The organism is Paraglaciecola psychrophila 170, from assembly GCF_000347635.1.
Classification (GTDB): Bacteria; Pseudomonadota; Gammaproteobacteria; order Enterobacterales; family Alteromonadaceae; genus Paraglaciecola; species Paraglaciecola psychrophila.
This window is the reverse complement of record NC_020514.1, coordinates 2,883,096-2,899,079: the sequence shown is the minus strand read 5'-3', so window position 1 is coordinate 2,899,079 and position 15,984 is coordinate 2,883,096. Positions and strand designations below refer to the sequence as shown.

The following is a 15,984-nucleotide window of genomic DNA, read 5'->3' as shown; positions in this document are numbered from 1 at the left end:
TGCCGAACTGGAACCACTGCTATTTACGATCCTACTCGTCAAGCTTAATATTACATTTATGATCTGCGGGGGCAGAGCGTTTGAAATGTTGTTTTTAACACCCGGCCCTACAGATTTCATTGGAATAAAGCATTAATATAAAATACGGTTAAATAAAGATAGTTTTATACCTGACAGCACGGGGTTGACCACATCAAAAACCTTTACCAATAGTTAATTTATACTTTTATTTTGGTATTTCAGCGTCAAGGAAGTCTTCTTGGTGTGCATCACCAGTGGAGTTTGTTAAATTAGCATTTGACTCACTGTTGTTGAGCAACCAGTCTCTCGCTTCGACAAATGCATTGCCGTCAGCGTTAAGGGATATCGTTTCTAAATAAAGCGCTAACACACCAGCAACGTGAGGAGCTGCCATTGAAGTGCCACTTAGGGTTGTCGTTCCTCCACCATTTTGAGTTGATAGGATATTTACTCCTGGCGCTGCAATAGCCACAGGCGCTGATTGGTGAATAGTCCAATTGGCAGTTTCGTTACCCCAGTTTGAAAAGCTAGCCCAATCATCATTTATGTTGGTTGCACTTACCGTGATCACCGCGTCATCATAGGCTGCTGGTGTTGATTGATTCGCATTTTCACCATCATTTCCTGCTGCGACAGCAAAAATAACACCTTGATTCTTCGCATTACAGATAGCACGATGAAAGTTATCACTGCCAACAAAACCGTTGCTGGTACAAATACCTGTTTTGGTGCCGCTACCACCCAGACTCATATTAGCCACTACTGGAACACCTAAAGATGTAGCTTGTTGTGTTACCCAATCAATACCAGCAATAACGCCCGAATTAGAACCACTTCCTGCCGCATTCAATACCTTAACAGCGTGTAATGTAACCGCGGGTGCTACGCCGATAACATCAAGATTGTTATCCAGAGCACCAATAGTGCCAGCAACATGAGTTCCATGGCCTTGGTCATCATCCCAAGCATTCGAACAGCCCAAACCTAGGCACATTTCAACGCTATAGCCATTAGCAACATTGCTAGCTAAATCACCATGATCAGAATCTATACCGGTGTCAATAACATAAACATGCACGCCTTCGCCAGTATTCTCAGTGGTATTTGCACCTATGCGATTAATACCCCACGGCGTTATTTGCTGACTAGTCTGACAGCCAAGTAAAAGGTTACAGGCTGATACTTGGCTCGATGTATTTTTTATTGCATGAACTCTGCCATCATTTGAAATACTTAACACACGTTGATCGGTACTTAATTGTGCTAGCACCTTTGGGGTAACCGCTGCAGAAAAACCACTAAAAACGTGATTATAAGTATACTGTGTCGATATTGCGTATCCATCTGCAAACTCCGCAACGCTTCCGATCTGGTTAGCATCGAGGCTTACGATGACATTACTCAATAGGTTGTCTTCTGTAGCAATAGCAGGTAGTCCTAGAGAAGTTAAAATTATTAAACTTAGTAATTTATTTTTCATTTTTGACTCACAAAGTGTTTAGTTTTTAAGTTATTCTAAAATGAAGAACTTAATTTTATTCTCAGACCACATCGAAAAGTCAATCTTGTCTGAGCATTGTTTTGTTCCTAGGGAGTCTCCCAATAGATAGGCAATCTGAAAATAGGGGGTTACCCTCAATTTAGGAACAGGTAGTTATCATCTTAAAGATAAAGTGACATGCACTGTGGGAGCAGGTTTGTTGAAGCTTCCGCTTTATTGAAGAATTCTTGTATGCGTATTAGTTAACCTGAACTTGGGGTTAGACGTGCTGCAATAATATTTGTACAGGACGGTATGGCTTATCCCGAGTTCAGGTTAGTTAGAGTTAACGGATGCTTATTCGTTATAACTGACATTCAGATTACCCTAATAAAGGCAACTCTCCATCAACTAAAAACTGCTCTCTTGTAAACATAATAGGGAAGGTTCTTGGTTCTGAAAATCTTAAAATGCCAGTTTTTGGATCGAGTTGACAGATGTACTCCACTTTATCCTCGGGTTTTTCAGATTGAATAATCCTATGGTTATCGATGGCCACATTGATACCTTGCTCTTGACTTCGTGCTGAGAAATAACGCAGCAAATCAGCGCCGACTTTACGTGCTTGTAGTCCTATTTGTTGAGTGAAGGAGTAAGATATAGGATCGGTTAGTTGGTTTTGTATTTCTGCATCTGGAATCTGAGTCAAATCCAAGGCACTGCTGCTTAATACACGAACAAAAAACAAAGAGTGTTCTGACTGGACCATTTTTGGGAAAGGGGTTTCAGTTCCATCAATTAGATAAAAACGATAAAAGGCTGCTTCTGCTAGGCAAGTCTTAATCGCTTCACTGGCATAAAAATAACTCGCCTCGAAAATTGCTCCAAAACGGGAACCATACTTTAAGGGGGGATAACGGAAAGGGGTGGATATCAGGTAATGTAAATTTTGGGTGTCATCCGCATAGCCGGGTTTAAAGTCATCGAGAATTTGTTCTAAAATGGCTTGTTCTTCGAGATCATCCACTAAAGAAGTGGTCGCCGCATATTCTTGTGTTTCAACCATCCGGCAAACTGAATTAGCATAAGTGGTTAACCCTCCTGCAACATCAATAATCTGCTTTGCCTTCAAGCTTTACCTCTTAATGCGTCCAAATAAGTATTGATATTGACTAGGCCTGTGACCGTAAAGCATAACTCTCTAGGCACACCACGAATATGTTTGTTTTTATGTTCAAACCAATGTTTCATAGAAATAAGATCGCCTCCAAATAAGGCAAATAAAGAGCGGTAAAACCGAATAAACAATATTTGAAGCTCACTTTGTTTAGAGTCTGTTTCAAAACTCAGTTTGCGTAACAATGTCGAACGGCCCACGCCAATTAACTTCGCTGCGTTATCGTCAGACATCCCCATAGTTTTGTAGGCGTTAATATAAGCTTTCATAACTATGTTTTGACTGTCTTTTGTTTTAGCCGCTTGCATATCTCGCATGACTTACAGACCTCTATTTTAAGCTGTTAAGTAAGATTATAACACCGATTTACCAATTGGGGCAATTTTGTTGTTTTTGTCTCAATTGGAATAGGTTGTGTTGCTTTTGGCTAAAGTGTATTACCGTTAATTTTTGGCGGGTGCTTGGTTACTTTCATGAGCCACTTCGTGTTTTAAGGTCATAGCTATCAGTATGATTGCGCAAATACAGCCACCCACTAACAGGATAAAGCCTCCGTCCCAGCCAAAGTGGTCAACGGTGTAACCTAGTACAATATTAGCCACTACTGCACCACCTAAGTAACCAAATAAGCCCGTTAAACCGGCAGCGGTGCCTGCTGCTTTTTTAGGGACTAACTCTAAGGCAAAGAGTCCAATTAACATCACGGGACCGTAAATTAAAAAGCCAATCGCCATCAGCGCGACAATATCTATAGTGGGATTGCCCGGAGGATTAAACCAATAGACAAGAACGGCTACTAATACCAACACCATATACAAAATAGCGGGTGGTGCACGACGGCCTTTAAACCAGGCGTCACTGATATAACCGCATAACAATGTTCCAGGTATGCCAGCCCATTCGTATAAGAAATACGCCCACGAGCTTTTGTTAAACGAAAAGTCTTTTACTTCATAAAGGTAGGTGGGCGCCCAATCTAAAACACCGTAACGAATAAGGTAGACAAAAGCATTAGCCGCCGCAATAAACCAAAGCAATTTGTTATTAAGAACATATTTTAAGAATATTTCTTTTGCGCTGAATTCTTGTTCGTGTGATGCATCATAATCTTTGGGGTAATCGTTGCGGTAAGCTTCGATAGGGGGTAATCCACATGACTGCGGTGTATCCCGGAGAGTAAAAAAGATAAATACGGCTATTAATGACGCAGCAAAAGCGGGCACATAAAAAATACTATGCCATTCATTAAACCAAGCCATGCCCAAGATAGAAAGAGGGCCGATTAGACCGCCACCAACATTGTGCGCAATATTCCAAAATGAAACTGTTTTACCCCGTTCGTTGCCTGAGAACCAATGCACCATAGTGCGGCCGCAAGCAGGCCACCCCATACCTTGAGCCCAGCCATTTAAGAACAGTAAGATAAAAATGGAACCGATACTTTGAGTTGCCCAAGAGGTAAACCCAAATATAAACATCACACCGGCAGAGATGAGTAATCCGGTCATCAGAAAAAAACGTGGGTTACTGCGGTCTGATACACTACCCATTAAAAACTTACTTAAACCGTAGGCGATAGAAACCGCCGATAGCGCTATACCCAACTCGCCTTTACTGAAACCTTGCTCTTCAATTAAAAAGGGCATAGCTAAAGAAAAGTTTTTACGAACCAAGTAGTAACCTGCATAACCTACAAAAATACCCAGAAACACTTGCCAGCGTAGCTTTTTATAATCATCGTCGATGTGTTCTTTGGGTTGTAATTGAATATGTGGAGCGGGTTTGAAAATACCAAACATAAAGGCTTAATTTAATTGCGTTTCACTAATTAAAACAGATAATTATCATCACATAAATCAATTATTTAAGATTAGTTTTTAATTTATGCCCAGACTGTGACAAGTTATTGCGCTTATCTTGTGATTTTAGCGATAAACCCCGTTAGCTAATTGTCTTAATAGGAGAATGTATCATAGAAGTCATCGTTGAGTTATTGTCTACATATGTGCGAGTCCTAGTAGTTGAGATCCTTTTTGGGAGTGTTTTTTACTGGGTAGGTTGGCCTGTTTGTAAGGCCATAACCTTTGGTAGATACCCAAATTCTTTGGCGTCATCGAATGGCAAAAATCGGGATGTTATGGTTTCTCTTGTGGGCGTAACTGTTAGCTTAGGAGTATTTCTATGCTTTATTTATTGAGGATAGATGTGCATAGTTTATTGTTAATATGAAAATTACATATTTTGGTTACGATCCGTTATTTTCATGCTTAGACGTGTTCTTAAAACAGGATTATGAATTCACTGCTATTTATACGGGTGAAAGTAGCCCGTTTTCAGACAAAGTGATTCAATTCGCAAATAAAAACCACATAAACCTTTGTTTTGGTAAACCTTGCTTAGCAGATATGCAAACGTTAGTTGAGAAGGGCGTTGAGTTGTTTTTTAGTGCTGAATATCCTTGGAAAATACCTGTTCCAGCTGACCTAAAATATGCCGTTAACGTACATCCAACACTATTACCAGAAGGCAAGGGCATGACACCTTTGCCGCATTTGATTTTAAAACAATCAATTTACGCTGGCATAACCTTACATAAGCTCAGTAACGAATTCGATGCCGGTGATATCTTACTGCAAAAAACCATATCGATTGATGAACAGGAAACATTTGATAGCCTGAGTGTTAAAATTTTCCAGCAAACTCCTGACTTATTATCGACGTTTTTATCTGATTTAGATGGCTACTACCAGAATAGCCAAACACAAGGTGAGGGCAGTTATTGGTCTTCGATCACAGTAAGTGAGCAAACTCTTGATTGGCGGCAACCAACGTCTGTACTTTTAACAACGTTACGTGCCTTTGGCAGTTTAGGTACTTATGCTGATATTGCTGGGAGAGTCTGCTTAGTAACATATTCTTCATCTTCTTTAAATTCCAAATCCTGCACATTTTTGCAACAGAAACAATTTGCTCCAGAAGTGAATGCAAAATGTTATCAACATAATTATAGTGCTGGGCAAGTTATTCAAGACAATGGGTTACACATTACTATCGCGACTCTCGACGGTGAAATGTGTATCCCAAATGAATTAATATTATGGCTGCCTGTTACTTAGACGTCTTTTATTCAGGTAGCTATTTATTTAGTCGAACTCATATCTAGGTACTCCATTACTTAGACGATAAACCCTCAAACCAAGTGCCAATAACTTGCCTATCTGCTTCAGTCATCCCCGTTTTATTCATCATTGGCATGTCTTTAGTTACAACGGCTCGATTATGAATAACCGCCGCACGTTGCTCTATTTGCTGCCATGTATCGAACATTAATCCTACAGGTGCAACCACAAAAATTTCATCTGTCGGATTAGCGGCATGACAGTTGGCACAGTGGGTTTGTATAACATCAAATACTTGTTGTTGCTGTGCATTAAGTTCGATGACTGGCGTATTTTCTGTGCTTAAACTGTCCTCTTTTACCATCACAGGCATAGATACCCAGCCAGCAATCATTACCATCCCAATCGCGCCTGTGACCAAGATCGAGGGGCGAGAAATACCGATATGTTTTAGGTTGAAATAATGACGGATCCAAGCTGAAACTAATCCAATTGCCATCAATACTAACCAAGCATTCTGATGTTGGTAAGTCATAGGGTAATGGTTGCTGATCATAATAAATAACAAGGGTAGGGTAAGATAATTGTTGTGTACCGAGCGTAATTTGGCACCCAGACCCCAACTAGGATCAATCTCGGTTTTATTGGCAACTGCGTCAACCATTAATCTTTGAGCAGGCATAATTTTAAAGAATACATTACCAGCCATGATGGTACCGATTAACGCACCTATATGAATGAATGCGCCTCGTCCACTGAACCACTGAGTGGCCAAGTAACTAGCTACCGCTAGCATCACTAAAAACATGATACCGAAGACCTTCGGATATCTTGATAGCGGGCTACGACAGGCGGCTTCATAAATAAATAACCCACCAAAGATAAGGGCTAAACCTCTACTTATCGCTTGGGAAGGGGTTAGGTCCATAACCGAACTATCAATTAGATAAATAGCTGCGCCATGATAATAAACTAAGCACAGTAATAAAAAACCGCTGATCCAGGTGGTATAGGCTTCCCATTTAAACCAATGGAGCTTTTCAGGTATTACTTCTGGACCATATTCATATTTAGCTACTTCGTAAAAACCACCGCCATGCACCGCCCACAAATCACCCTTGATACCTTTTTGCTTTTTCCAGTCAGGTGGAGTGCGTAAATTATTATCTAGCCAGATAAAATAAAACGATGCGCCAATCCATGCGACACCAGCGACAACATGAAACCAGCGAAGAAATAATGAAATCCAATCAAGCAACATTAGTGTGCTCCTTTTAATACTTGTTTATCGGCTTGGTAGACTACTTTTCCCGCTACGTAAGTGGCCATTATGGCTCTATCATCAGCTAACATGCTGAGTGCAAAAATAATATCTTGGGGGGTGCGGTGATGTTCAAAACGCAGCGCACTGAGCTCGTCAAATTCTGGGTCGAGAATAACAAAGTCTGCATCGGTGCCGGGATTAAGGTTACCAATTTCATATTCTAGCCCTAATCCCACCGCTGCCCCTTGAGTCATCAAATACAACCCATGCATAGGATCCATTTGGTTACCTTTTAGCTGGCAGATTTTGTAAGCCTCGCCCATGGTTTTTAACATGCTAAAACTTGTGCCGCCGCCCACATCAGTGGCGAGCATAACAGGGATGTTTTGTTGTTCAGCTTTAGCTAAATCAAAGAGGCCGCTACCTAAAAATAAATTTGAGGTGGGGCAAAACGCAATACTTGCTTGGGTTTCTTGTAAGCGTTGCCATTCAGCTTGCTCTAAATGGATACCGTGACCAAACACTGCCCCTTTCCTGAGTAAGCCATAATGATCGTAAACATCTAAATAATTTTTACGCTCTGGGAATAACTCCTTTACCCAAGCGATTTCTTTATGGTTCTCAGATAAGTGAGTCTGAATAAATACATCCGGGTATTGTTGAGCTAACTCACCTAATGCATGCAATTGTTCAGGGCTGCTTGTGGGTGCAAAACGCGGGGTAATGGCATATTTCAGTCGGCCATTGTTATGCCACTTTTCTATCAGAGCCGCGCTTTCTTGCTGAGCACTTTGGGGAGTGTCTTTAAGCCAATCTGGGCAGTGCCTGTCCATGCACACTTTACCGGCAATCAACAACATATTATGACTGGCGGCTTCTTGGAAAAGAGCGTCAGCCGCTTGTTTATGTACCGACGAATACACCATGCCCGTGGTGGTGCCATGTCGATGTAATTGCTTAATGAATATTTTAGCAATGTGATTAGCGTATTCAACGTCAGCAAACTTGCGTTCCACTGGAAATGTGTAATCCGTTAACCAGTCAAGTAACTGTTCGCCAAAGCTGGCAAGCATTTCTGTTTGCGGAAAATGTAAATGGCTGTCAATAAAACCGGGTAAAAGCAATTTGCCAGTATAATCATGAAGTTTAGCTTCAACGTATTGATTTATATTGGCTTTGTACTCTCCAATGAATTCTATTTTTTCGTTACGCGTAACTAAAATTCCATCTTCAAAGTATACATAGTCCTGTTTAGGACTGTGACTTTGTTTGGGAAAATGCAATATCGAAGCACGATAAGCTTGGGTTGTCATAAATAATGGGTTCTCTTTAACTGTCTTCAACTGTAACAATACATTCCAGACTAACTGCCGCGATAACTACTAAAACCAAAAGGTGAAATAAGCAGAGGTACATGATAGTGACCACCGTTTTCAGTGAGCTCAAAATGTATATCCACAAAAGGATAAAATGCTTGGCTGTGGTGTGATATTAAGTAATCTTTTGTATAAAAACGCAGGCAATATTCACCCGCTTTAAAATCATAATATTGCCATTGATTACAGCGGCCATCACTATCAGTTTGGGCATGAATAATTTGCCCATCTTGGGTGGTTAAGGTTAATTTCATTTTGGCTGCGGGTTTACCTAAAGTCGTATCTAAAACATGGCTGGAAAGACTAATGCTCATGATGTGTGTATTCCTTTTTCTAGGTTATTTACTAATCCCTTCTCTAATCTTAGTAAGGTGATTTTAATTTGTTCTGCTGCGGCAAGCGTCATTTCTGTCGCGGTATCATTGTGTAAACGTGACAAAACGGCATCCAGCATTGTGTTGGCACTCAGGCCGCTGGCACAAATAATAAATATAAAGCCATGCCGATTTAGATATTCATGATTGGCGGTGGCTAAATTCTGCAATGTTTCGTTATCTGCATCAGTTGCACCTTGTTGTTCGTTGCTGGCCATATTTTTAGTGGCCACATATTTTTCACGTAAACTATTTACGTCGCCGATCATTGGATGGGCTTCAAAAGCGATTAAAAATTCTGAGGTAGAGCATTGCTGCCAAATATCTGTTGCGGCTTTTAGCACTGTATGAATATCAGCGAAGGGGCGAGCCTGTGACATACTCTTAAACCATTTAGGTGCAGCGCAACATTGGCTAAACCATTGTTTAGCCTCTCTGCCATCGAGGCTATTTAGTGCTTGTAATGACAAGCTGTTTTGTTGATTCATTTAGTTGTTACCAAAGATTGCATAAGTTGTTTATTGTCTCGCCATGCTTGTTTTTGTTGAGATTGCGTGTTTTTTTCAGGCTCTAAACGTTGGATTAATTGTGCCGCCATGGATACCGCTACTTCGATAGGGCGTTTACCAGAAATATCCAGTAATCCGACAGGAGAAACAAGTCGCTGAATATCTAGCGGTTCAAATTCACGGTGAACCAATCGCGTTCTAAAACGCCTAGCTTTGGTATCTGAGCCAATCATGCCTACAAAGGCCATATCTTTGCGCTTCAGCGCTGCCTCGACTATGTCAAAGTCTAATTGATGGCTATGGGTCATGATCATTACCCAAGAACCGCTAGGCAGAGTAGCAATGGTGTCTTCAGGATTCTCGCTAACCACTAATTTAAGGTTACTTGGCTGAGAGTGCTGGGCTATCTCATCAAGCATAGCTTGACGATTGTCTATCCAACTTATTTGTAACGGCAGTTGCGATAAAATAGGCACTAATGCTTTGGATACATGACCTGCCCCGTAAATGGCGATATGTTGGGTGTGCTGAGTGAATGTTTCAAACAACACATTTGTAGCTCCACCACAGCACTGACCTAACTTACTCGAAAGGGGATAGTGTTCTATTTTTTGTGTTGTGGTGTTTTCAAGCAGCAGGTTACGCGCTTGTTTTATCACTTCAAACTCTAGGTGACCACCGCCAATTGTGTCAAAGGCGCTGTCATCACACACCAACATTTTTGTACCGCCATTTCTGGGTGTAGAGCCTGCAGTGGCAAGTAATGTCACTAACACATAACTTTTGCCTTGCATTTGGCATTGGTGCAATGCGTCAAACCATGTTTTTACTGGTAGGCTCATATTTGTTTCTCCAGCCAAGCTTGGGCTTGTTCAACTGCGTTATAGACTTTTTCTGGTGTGGCAGGTGGATGTAACACTGGATCAGTTTGATAGTTAGTAATACTGGATATCGCGTCTTTTAATGCACACCAAACCGAATTGGCGAGCATAAATGGTGGTTCGCCTACCGCTTTAGAATGGTAGATACTGTCTTCGTCGTTTGCTCTAGGATATAAGTCGACATTAAAAATTTCTGGGGTATCACCAATTGCTGGGATTTTATAGGTCGCAGGGTTGTTGCTAATAAGTTTACCGCTAGTGTCCCACAACAATTCTTCAGTGGTTAACCAGCCCATACCTTGGATAAAACCACCTTCGATTTGACCTATATCAATGGCAGGGTTCAGGCTTTTGCCCACATCATGGAGTATATCTACACGGTCAACTTTGTATTCACCCGTTAAAGTATCAATAGATACTTCAGAACAACTTGCTCCGTATGCAAAATAGAAGAAGGGTCTACCGTTGCCTGTAGAACGGTCATATTCAAGCTTGGGGGTTTTGTAAAAACCTGATGCTGAAAGTGATACGCGGCCAATATAGGCTTGCTGGATTAATTCAGTAAAAGCAATAGTATGTTCATTTAAGACTACGGATTGTTCGCAAAAGATAACCTGTTCGGGGTTGCCTTTGACCTGCTCAGCATAAAACTTAGCCAGTCTCTGTTTGATGATCAAACAGGCATTTTGCGCCGCTTTTCCGTTTAAGTCTGTACCGCTTGAAGCCGCTGTTGGTGATGTGTTTGGGACTTTATCGGTTCGAGTCGAAGTGATTTCAACATGAGACAAGGGCACCCCAAACTCATTCGCTACTATCTGTCCAATTTTGGTATGTAACCCTTGGCCCATCTCGGTGCCACCATGGTTGATTTGCATACTACCGTCAGTATAAATATGCAGTAACGCGCCAGCCTGATTAAGATGTTTGGCAGTGAATGAGATTCCGAATTTTACTGGGGTTAAGGCCAAGCCTTTTTTGATGATTGGGCTGTCTTTGTTGAACTCTGTAATTTGTTTGCGGCGCAGTTGGTAATCGCATGATGCTTCAAGCTTATCAATAAGGTCAGCTAATAAATTGTGTTCTACCTGCATACCATATTGAGTGGTATTTCGAGTGTCTTTGCCATACAAATTGAGTTTACGGATATCTAAGGGGTCTTTACCCAACTTACGGGCAATCGCATCCATCATAGCTTCGGCGACAATCATGCCCTGAGGGCCACCAAATCCGCGATAGGCAGTATGCGATACTTGATTAGTTCGACACCTATGGCCTTCTACATAACAATCAGCCAGAAAATAGCCATTATCTGCATGGAACATTGCCCGGTCTACTATGGCATCCGACAAATCGGGAGAGTGACCACAATTACCGTTAATTTCTATATGGGTTGCTTGTATTAGCCCTTTATTATCAGTGGCTACTTTAAATTTATTTTCGAATGGATGCCTTTTACCCGTTGCCATCATATCTAACATACGTGGCAATCGAAGTTTGACTGCTACTTTGTTACGGTTAGCAAATACTGCTGCTAAGCAAGCCCATTGTGCTGCTTGTGTTTCTTTACCGCCAAAACCACCGCCCATGCGACGCATATCAACTACTACTTTGTGAAGTTTGATATCTAATACTTCAGCAATTAACTTTTGTACTTCACTGGGATGCTGGCTAGAAGAGTAGACTAACATTCGGTCTTCTTCTTCGGGTATGGCCATAGATACCTGGCCTTCAAGATACATGTGCTCTTGACCACCGATAATCATTTCACCCTCAATACGGATCGGGCTTTGGGCGTAACTTGTTTGAAAATCCCCACGGCGCATAAAGTGTGGGGGACGCACAAAATTTTCTCGTTGTTTGGCCTGATTAACGGTCAAACACGCTTCGGTGGGAGATATCACAATGTTTGCTTTTAATGAAGCTCGGCGAGCTAAGTTAACGCTGGTCGCTAATACCGCAAATATTGGCTGGCTGTGATATAAAATTTCTGTACCCGCTAATAATGGGTCTCCCGGAAAAACGGGACCTATATCTTTATGACCAGGTATATCATCAACCGTTATTACGTCTATTACGCCTTCACTAGCCTTCACCAGTGACAAGTCTATGGATGTAATTGTACCAGTAGTGACCGAGCTAACGCCCACAGCAACGTGATGGATATTTGCAGCCTCTGGCATATCATCAATGTAACGAGCTTGGCCACTGACCTGTCGCTCTGCACTTTCATGTTTGTGTGATTTACCTGCTGCACCTTGAGGTGTGGCATCAAATGTAGGTTGCTCAATAAGTTTACGCATCACGTGACGCCTCATTTGAAGAAGATACATGTACCACACGGGTTGCAATTTTTTGGGTACTTTGGTTTGTTTCTAACCAGAAACGTTTCCACAGATTTGTCAACATACTAACCCTATACGTTTTGCTAGCACGCACATCATCTAAAGGGGTAAATGCTTGTTTGAGTATTTCTTTACCAATCTCAAAGGTCTTGTTACTGGACCAAGTTTTACCTTCAAGCTGAGTGTTAAGCTCTATTACAGTTGCCGGTATAGCAGCTACACCACCAAACCCAGAGTAGATGCTGTGTATCTTTCCATCGATGACTTGCAAATTGAACACTGCACATACTGCTGAAATATCATCTTCATAACGTTTAGATACTTTATAGGCGCGTACTAAGCTTCGGTGATGAGTGAAGGGAATAAAAATTGCTTCTATCCAGTCAGATGTCTCTAACGCTGTCTTGCGGTAATCCAAAAAGAATTCACTTGCCGCTATTTTTCTTTTGTGTGTGCCGTTATCGACATGTATGACAGCATTAAGCGCTAACAATGCAGGTGGCATATCTCCAATTGGAGAACCATTGGCGACATTACCACCTAGGCTGGCTTGATTACGAATCGGTGTGGCTGCAAAACGCCATAATAGCTCGGATAATTGCGGAAAATATTTGAGTAAGCTCGACTCAATTTTACCAAAGGGTAGGGCAGCACCGATTAATAATCCCTCCTCTTGTTCAACCAGTATGTTTAAGTCTGGCATCGCACATAAAGCGATAAGTTTATCAAAGGTTTTTAACTGTTGAGTGACCTGTAAGGCTAAGTCAGTACTTCCTGCAAACACATTAGCATCTGGATATTTAGCTTTGGCCGCAGCTAATTCTTGTCTTGAAGTGGGTACTAATAAATTGTCTGTGCTGATAAGTTGTTTATTGATAGCATTTAGACGTCCAACGGTTTGAGTTTCTATTTGTTTAAACTTATCCGCTTGTTTATTTTGGCAAACACTTAACGTTGCATCAATAATGGGGCGATAACCGGTACAGCGACATAGATTACCAGACAATGCTTGGATAACGGCCTCTCTATCAGGTTGTTGTGCTTGTTGGTACAAAGCAAACATCGACATAATAAAGCCTGGAGTACAGAAGCCACATTGGGAGCCATGATACTCAACCATACTTTGCTGCACAGGATGTAAATTTTTGCCGTCTGGTAAATGCTCTACAGTGATAAGTTGTTTGCCATGTAATGCCGATAAAAATGTCACACAACTATTAATGGCTCTATATTCAAGGTTGTTCCGTGTTGTGCCGTCGTGTCCTATTACTTCAGCTAACACCACTGTACAGGCGCCACAATCGCCTGATGCGCAGCCTTCTTTAGTACCGGTTAAGTTTTTTTGTTCACGCAAATATTCAAGCAAAGTCAAGTCAGCTCTGGCTTGATCTATGTTAGCTATGTCGTTGTTAAGCAAAAAGCTGATCATGTGGCGCTCCATAAGCGAGGTCTAATAATGATATTATCCCGACTAGTGATGTTAAATACAATAAATACTAGACTAAATGGTCAGCTTTTGTGTGTTTTAAGCAAAATGAAGCCTAATATAGACGTTTTTGCTTAGAGTCATCTGCCTTAATAATTAATATGGTTTTGAGAGCTGCCTGATAGTTAATACTAAGTACTTAGTATTAACTATCAGGCGATAAGCAATTAAAATGCCGGTTATTACAGCGGTGGTAATTTATATGTAACCACTTTATGATTCTGGCAATCCCATACATTGGGTGATATTTTTATAGGGTTAAACAAAGCCCCTAAAGATTTATACAAATGGAAATTAAATATTAAATGTGTGCAAGTAAAAATTATAAAGAAACTAGCATTGGAGAGCTTAATCGCAGTAAAATATTAAATGCTGCAGAAAAGGAGTTTGCTTTACACGGTTTTAAAGGTGCACGAGTTCAGCAAATAGCTGACAGAGCTGAACTTCCCAAAACTAACGTGCTTTATTATTTTAAATCCAAAGAGTCACTGTACTTAGCGTTGTTGGAAGATATTCTTCGTTTATGGAACAGCCGCTTTGATGAAGCAACGGTGGGCGACGATCCCGCTGAAGTTTTAGCTCATTATATTGCAGATAAAATGGAAATATCTCGTTGTAGACCAGATGCATCTAAAATGTTTGCACTAGAAATTATCAATGGTGCACCTAATTTAAACAAATTTTTCAAAGACCAACATGCATCTTGGATGGCGGGCCGCGTGGATGTTATCAAACAATGGATTGACCAAGGCAAGTTAGTGGCAACAGACCCTCATTATTTGTTATTCAATATTTGGGCTACATCACAACATTATGCTGACTTTTCTATACAAATTAATGAACTCAGAGGCAAACCCATGACTCAAACTGATTTTTCCGAAGCTACAAATAATTTGGTGAAATTAATATTAACCGGCTGCGGTTTATCTGTTCCCACAGAATTTGAATAAGGTTCCTCCCATGAAACATGCATATCCAAGAGATTTAATCGGTTATGGCCAACATCCCCCTCATCCAAAATGGCCTAATCAAGCCAAGATAGCGGTGCAATTTGTACTTAATTATGAAGAAGGTGCTGAAAACTGTGTGCTGCATGGTGATGAACAGTCTGAAGTGTTTTTATCTGAGATCATCGGAGCGCAAGCTTATAAAGACAGACATCTAAGCATGGAGTCTATGTATGAATATGGCAGCCGTGCTGGATTTTGGCGTCTATATAATTTGTTTGTGCGTTACAATTTACCCATTACAGTATTTGGTGTGACGATGGCACTGCAACGCAATCCAGAAGCAGTCGCGGCTATGAAAGAAGCAAACTGGGAGATAGCGAGTCACTCTATGCGCTGGATCCATTATCAAGATATGCCAGAAATTCAAGAAAAGAAAATGATCAATGCGGCCGTGCAGTTACATCAAGCAATCACTGGCAGTAAACCCAAAGGCTGGTATACGGGGAGAACAAGTCCTAACACCCTGAAGTTAATAGCTGATAGAGATGACATTTTATACTGTGCTGACTCTTATGCAGATGACTTACCGTATTACGATACCCAATACGCTAAACCTTTACTAATGGTACCTTATACACTTGATACCAACGATATGCGCTTTGTATCACCTCAAGGTTTTAACAGTGGCGAACAGTTTTATCAGTACCTAAAAGATGCCTTTGATGTACTGTATGCAGAAGGTGAAACCGCACCCAAAATGTTATCAATTGGATTACATTGTCGCATTATTGGACGCCCAGCGCGCATGGCTGCTCTGCAACGATTTATTGAATATGTGCACAGCCATGATAGGGTGTGGTACTGCACCAGAGAGCAGATAGCTTTGCATTGGATGGAACATTTCCCCGCGTAATCTTGATGTCAGTGTGAACATAAAAGACTTTTACTACATCATATTCAAAAGAATACAGATAAATGCAACGGTAAATGTATTTTAAATATTAG

14 protein-coding genes are annotated in these 15,984 nt (G+C 41.1%); 3 read left to right on the top strand and 11 right to left on the bottom strand.

Annotation, left to right across the window (positions count from 1 at the left end):
- Positions 1 to 226 precede the first annotated feature (226 nt).
- The 4 genes from C427_RS12670 to glpT all read right to left on the bottom strand — a co-directional run bounded on the left by C427_RS12670 (position 227) and on the right by glpT (position 4,477).
- Positions 227 to 1,501 (bottom strand): S8 family serine peptidase, encoded by a 1,275-nt coding sequence (locus C427_RS12670; RefSeq protein ID WP_007640068.1) that lies wholly within the window; start codon positions 1,499 to 1,501, stop codon positions 227 to 229.
- 382 nt (positions 1,502 to 1,883) lie between these two features.
- Positions 1,884 to 2,633, bottom strand: a complete 750-nt coding sequence (locus C427_RS12665) for an RES family NAD+ phosphorylase (protein ID WP_007640071.1) — start codon at positions 2,631 to 2,633, stop codon at positions 1,884 to 1,886.
- A complete protein-coding gene (locus C427_RS12660) occupies positions 2,630 to 2,995 on the bottom strand; it encodes an MbcA/ParS/Xre antitoxin family protein (protein WP_007640073.1) in 366 nt (121 codons plus the stop codon). The genes C427_RS12665 and C427_RS12660 overlap by 4 nt, the downstream gene beginning before the upstream one ends.
- A gap of 126 nt (positions 2,996 to 3,121) precedes the next feature.
- The gene (gene glpT / locus C427_RS12655; RefSeq protein WP_007640075.1) at positions 3,122 to 4,477 is read right to left on the bottom strand and encodes a glycerol-3-phosphate transporter; all 1,356 of its coding nucleotides are present in this window, start codon (positions 4,475 to 4,477) and stop codon (positions 3,122 to 3,124) included.
- A gap of 426 nt (positions 4,478 to 4,903) precedes the next feature.
- On the opposite strand from glpT, the gene C427_RS12650 reads away from it, so the two are divergent.
- Complete coding sequence (locus C427_RS12650) at positions 4,904 to 5,794, top strand: formyltransferase family protein (RefSeq protein ID WP_007640077.1); 891 nt, start codon at positions 4,904 to 4,906, stop codon at positions 5,792 to 5,794.
- 55 nt (positions 5,795 to 5,849) lie between these two features.
- Here C427_RS12650 and C427_RS12645 read toward each other — a convergent pair whose 3' ends face one another.
- From C427_RS12645 to xdhA, 7 genes are read right to left on the bottom strand one after another with little or no spacing between them, the layout of a single operon-like run.
- Positions 5,850 to 7,058: a urate hydroxylase PuuD gene (locus C427_RS12645; protein WP_007640079.1), complete on the bottom strand. Its 1,209-nt coding sequence runs from the start codon at positions 7,056 to 7,058 to the stop codon at positions 5,850 to 5,852.
- Entirely contained in the window at positions 7,058 to 8,374 is a 1,317-nt protein-coding gene (guaD, locus tag C427_RS12640; protein ID WP_007640081.1) for a guanine deaminase, read from the bottom strand. Before guaD ends, C427_RS12645 begins: the two co-directional genes overlap by 1 nt.
- Before the next feature lie 50 nt (positions 8,375 to 8,424).
- A complete protein-coding gene (gene uraH / locus C427_RS12635; RefSeq protein WP_007640083.1) occupies positions 8,425 to 8,751 on the bottom strand; it encodes a hydroxyisourate hydrolase in 327 nt (108 codons plus the stop codon).
- Positions 8,748 to 9,299, bottom strand: coding sequence for a 2-oxo-4-hydroxy-4-carboxy-5-ureidoimidazoline decarboxylase (gene uraD / locus C427_RS12630; RefSeq protein ID WP_007640085.1), 552 nt, complete (start codon positions 9,297 to 9,299; stop codon positions 8,748 to 8,750). The genes uraH and uraD overlap by 4 nt, the downstream gene beginning before the upstream one ends.
- Positions 9,296 to 10,162, bottom strand: a complete 867-nt coding sequence (xdhC, locus tag C427_RS12625; RefSeq protein WP_007640087.1) for a xanthine dehydrogenase accessory protein XdhC — start codon at positions 10,160 to 10,162, stop codon at positions 9,296 to 9,298. The genes uraD and xdhC overlap by 4 nt, the downstream gene beginning before the upstream one ends.
- Positions 10,159 to 12,501, bottom strand: coding sequence for a xanthine dehydrogenase molybdopterin binding subunit (xdhB, locus tag C427_RS12620; RefSeq protein WP_007640090.1), 2,343 nt, complete (start codon positions 12,499 to 12,501; stop codon positions 10,159 to 10,161). Before xdhB ends, xdhC begins: the two co-directional genes overlap by 4 nt.
- Complete coding sequence (gene xdhA / locus C427_RS12615; protein ID WP_007640091.1) at positions 12,494 to 13,972, bottom strand: xanthine dehydrogenase small subunit; 1,479 nt, start codon at positions 13,970 to 13,972, stop codon at positions 12,494 to 12,496. The genes xdhB and xdhA overlap by 8 nt, the downstream gene beginning before the upstream one ends.
- Before the next feature lie 362 nt (positions 13,973 to 14,334).
- On the opposite strand from xdhA, the gene C427_RS12610 reads away from it, so the two are divergent.
- Positions 14,335 to 14,979 (top strand): TetR/AcrR family transcriptional regulator, encoded by a 645-nt coding sequence (locus C427_RS12610; RefSeq protein ID WP_007640093.1) that lies wholly within the window; start codon positions 14,335 to 14,337, stop codon positions 14,977 to 14,979.
- 10 nt (positions 14,980 to 14,989) lie between these two features.
- Positions 14,990 to 15,892 (top strand): allantoinase PuuE, encoded by a 903-nt coding sequence (gene puuE / locus C427_RS12605; protein ID WP_007640095.1) that lies wholly within the window; start codon positions 14,990 to 14,992, stop codon positions 15,890 to 15,892.
- Positions 15,893 to 15,984 lie beyond the last annotated feature (92 nt).

Excerpts from the sequence above, each read along its gene's own strand:
- C427_RS12670 (WP_007640068.1), bottom strand. The coding sequence starts at position 1,501 with ATGAAAAATAAATTACTAAGTTTAATAATTTTAACTTCTCTAGGACTA.
- C427_RS12660 (WP_007640073.1), bottom strand. The coding sequence starts at position 2,995 with ATGCGAGATATGCAAGCGGCTAAAACAAAAGACAGTCAAAACATAGTT.
- glpT (WP_007640075.1), bottom strand. The coding sequence starts at position 4,477 with ATGTTTGGTATTTTCAAACCCGCTCCACATATTCAATTACAACCCAAA.
- C427_RS12650 (WP_007640077.1), top strand. The coding sequence starts at position 4,904 with ATGAAAATTACATATTTTGGTTACGATCCGTTATTTTCATGCTTAGAC.
- C427_RS12645 (WP_007640079.1), bottom strand. The coding sequence starts at position 7,058 with ATGTTGCTTGATTGGATTTCATTATTTCTTCGCTGGTTTCATGTTGTC.
- guaD (WP_007640081.1), bottom strand. The coding sequence starts at position 8,374 with ATGACAACCCAAGCTTATCGTGCTTCGATATTGCATTTTCCCAAACAA.
- uraH (WP_007640083.1), bottom strand. The coding sequence starts at position 8,751 with ATGAGCATTAGTCTTTCCAGCCATGTTTTAGATACGACTTTAGGTAAA.
- uraD (WP_007640085.1), bottom strand. The coding sequence starts at position 9,299 with ATGAATCAACAAAACAGCTTGTCATTACAAGCACTAAATAGCCTCGAT.
- xdhC (WP_007640087.1), bottom strand. The coding sequence starts at position 10,162 with ATGAGCCTACCAGTAAAAACATGGTTTGACGCATTGCACCAATGCCAA.
- xdhB (WP_007640090.1), bottom strand. The coding sequence starts at position 12,501 with ATGCGTAAACTTATTGAGCAACCTACATTTGATGCCACACCTCAAGGT.
- xdhA (WP_007640091.1), bottom strand. The coding sequence starts at position 13,972 with ATGATCAGCTTTTTGCTTAACAACGACATAGCTAACATAGATCAAGCC.
- C427_RS12610 (WP_007640093.1), top strand. The coding sequence starts at position 14,335 with ATGTGTGCAAGTAAAAATTATAAAGAAACTAGCATTGGAGAGCTTAAT.
- puuE (WP_007640095.1), top strand. The coding sequence starts at position 14,990 with ATGAAACATGCATATCCAAGAGATTTAATCGGTTATGGCCAACATCCC.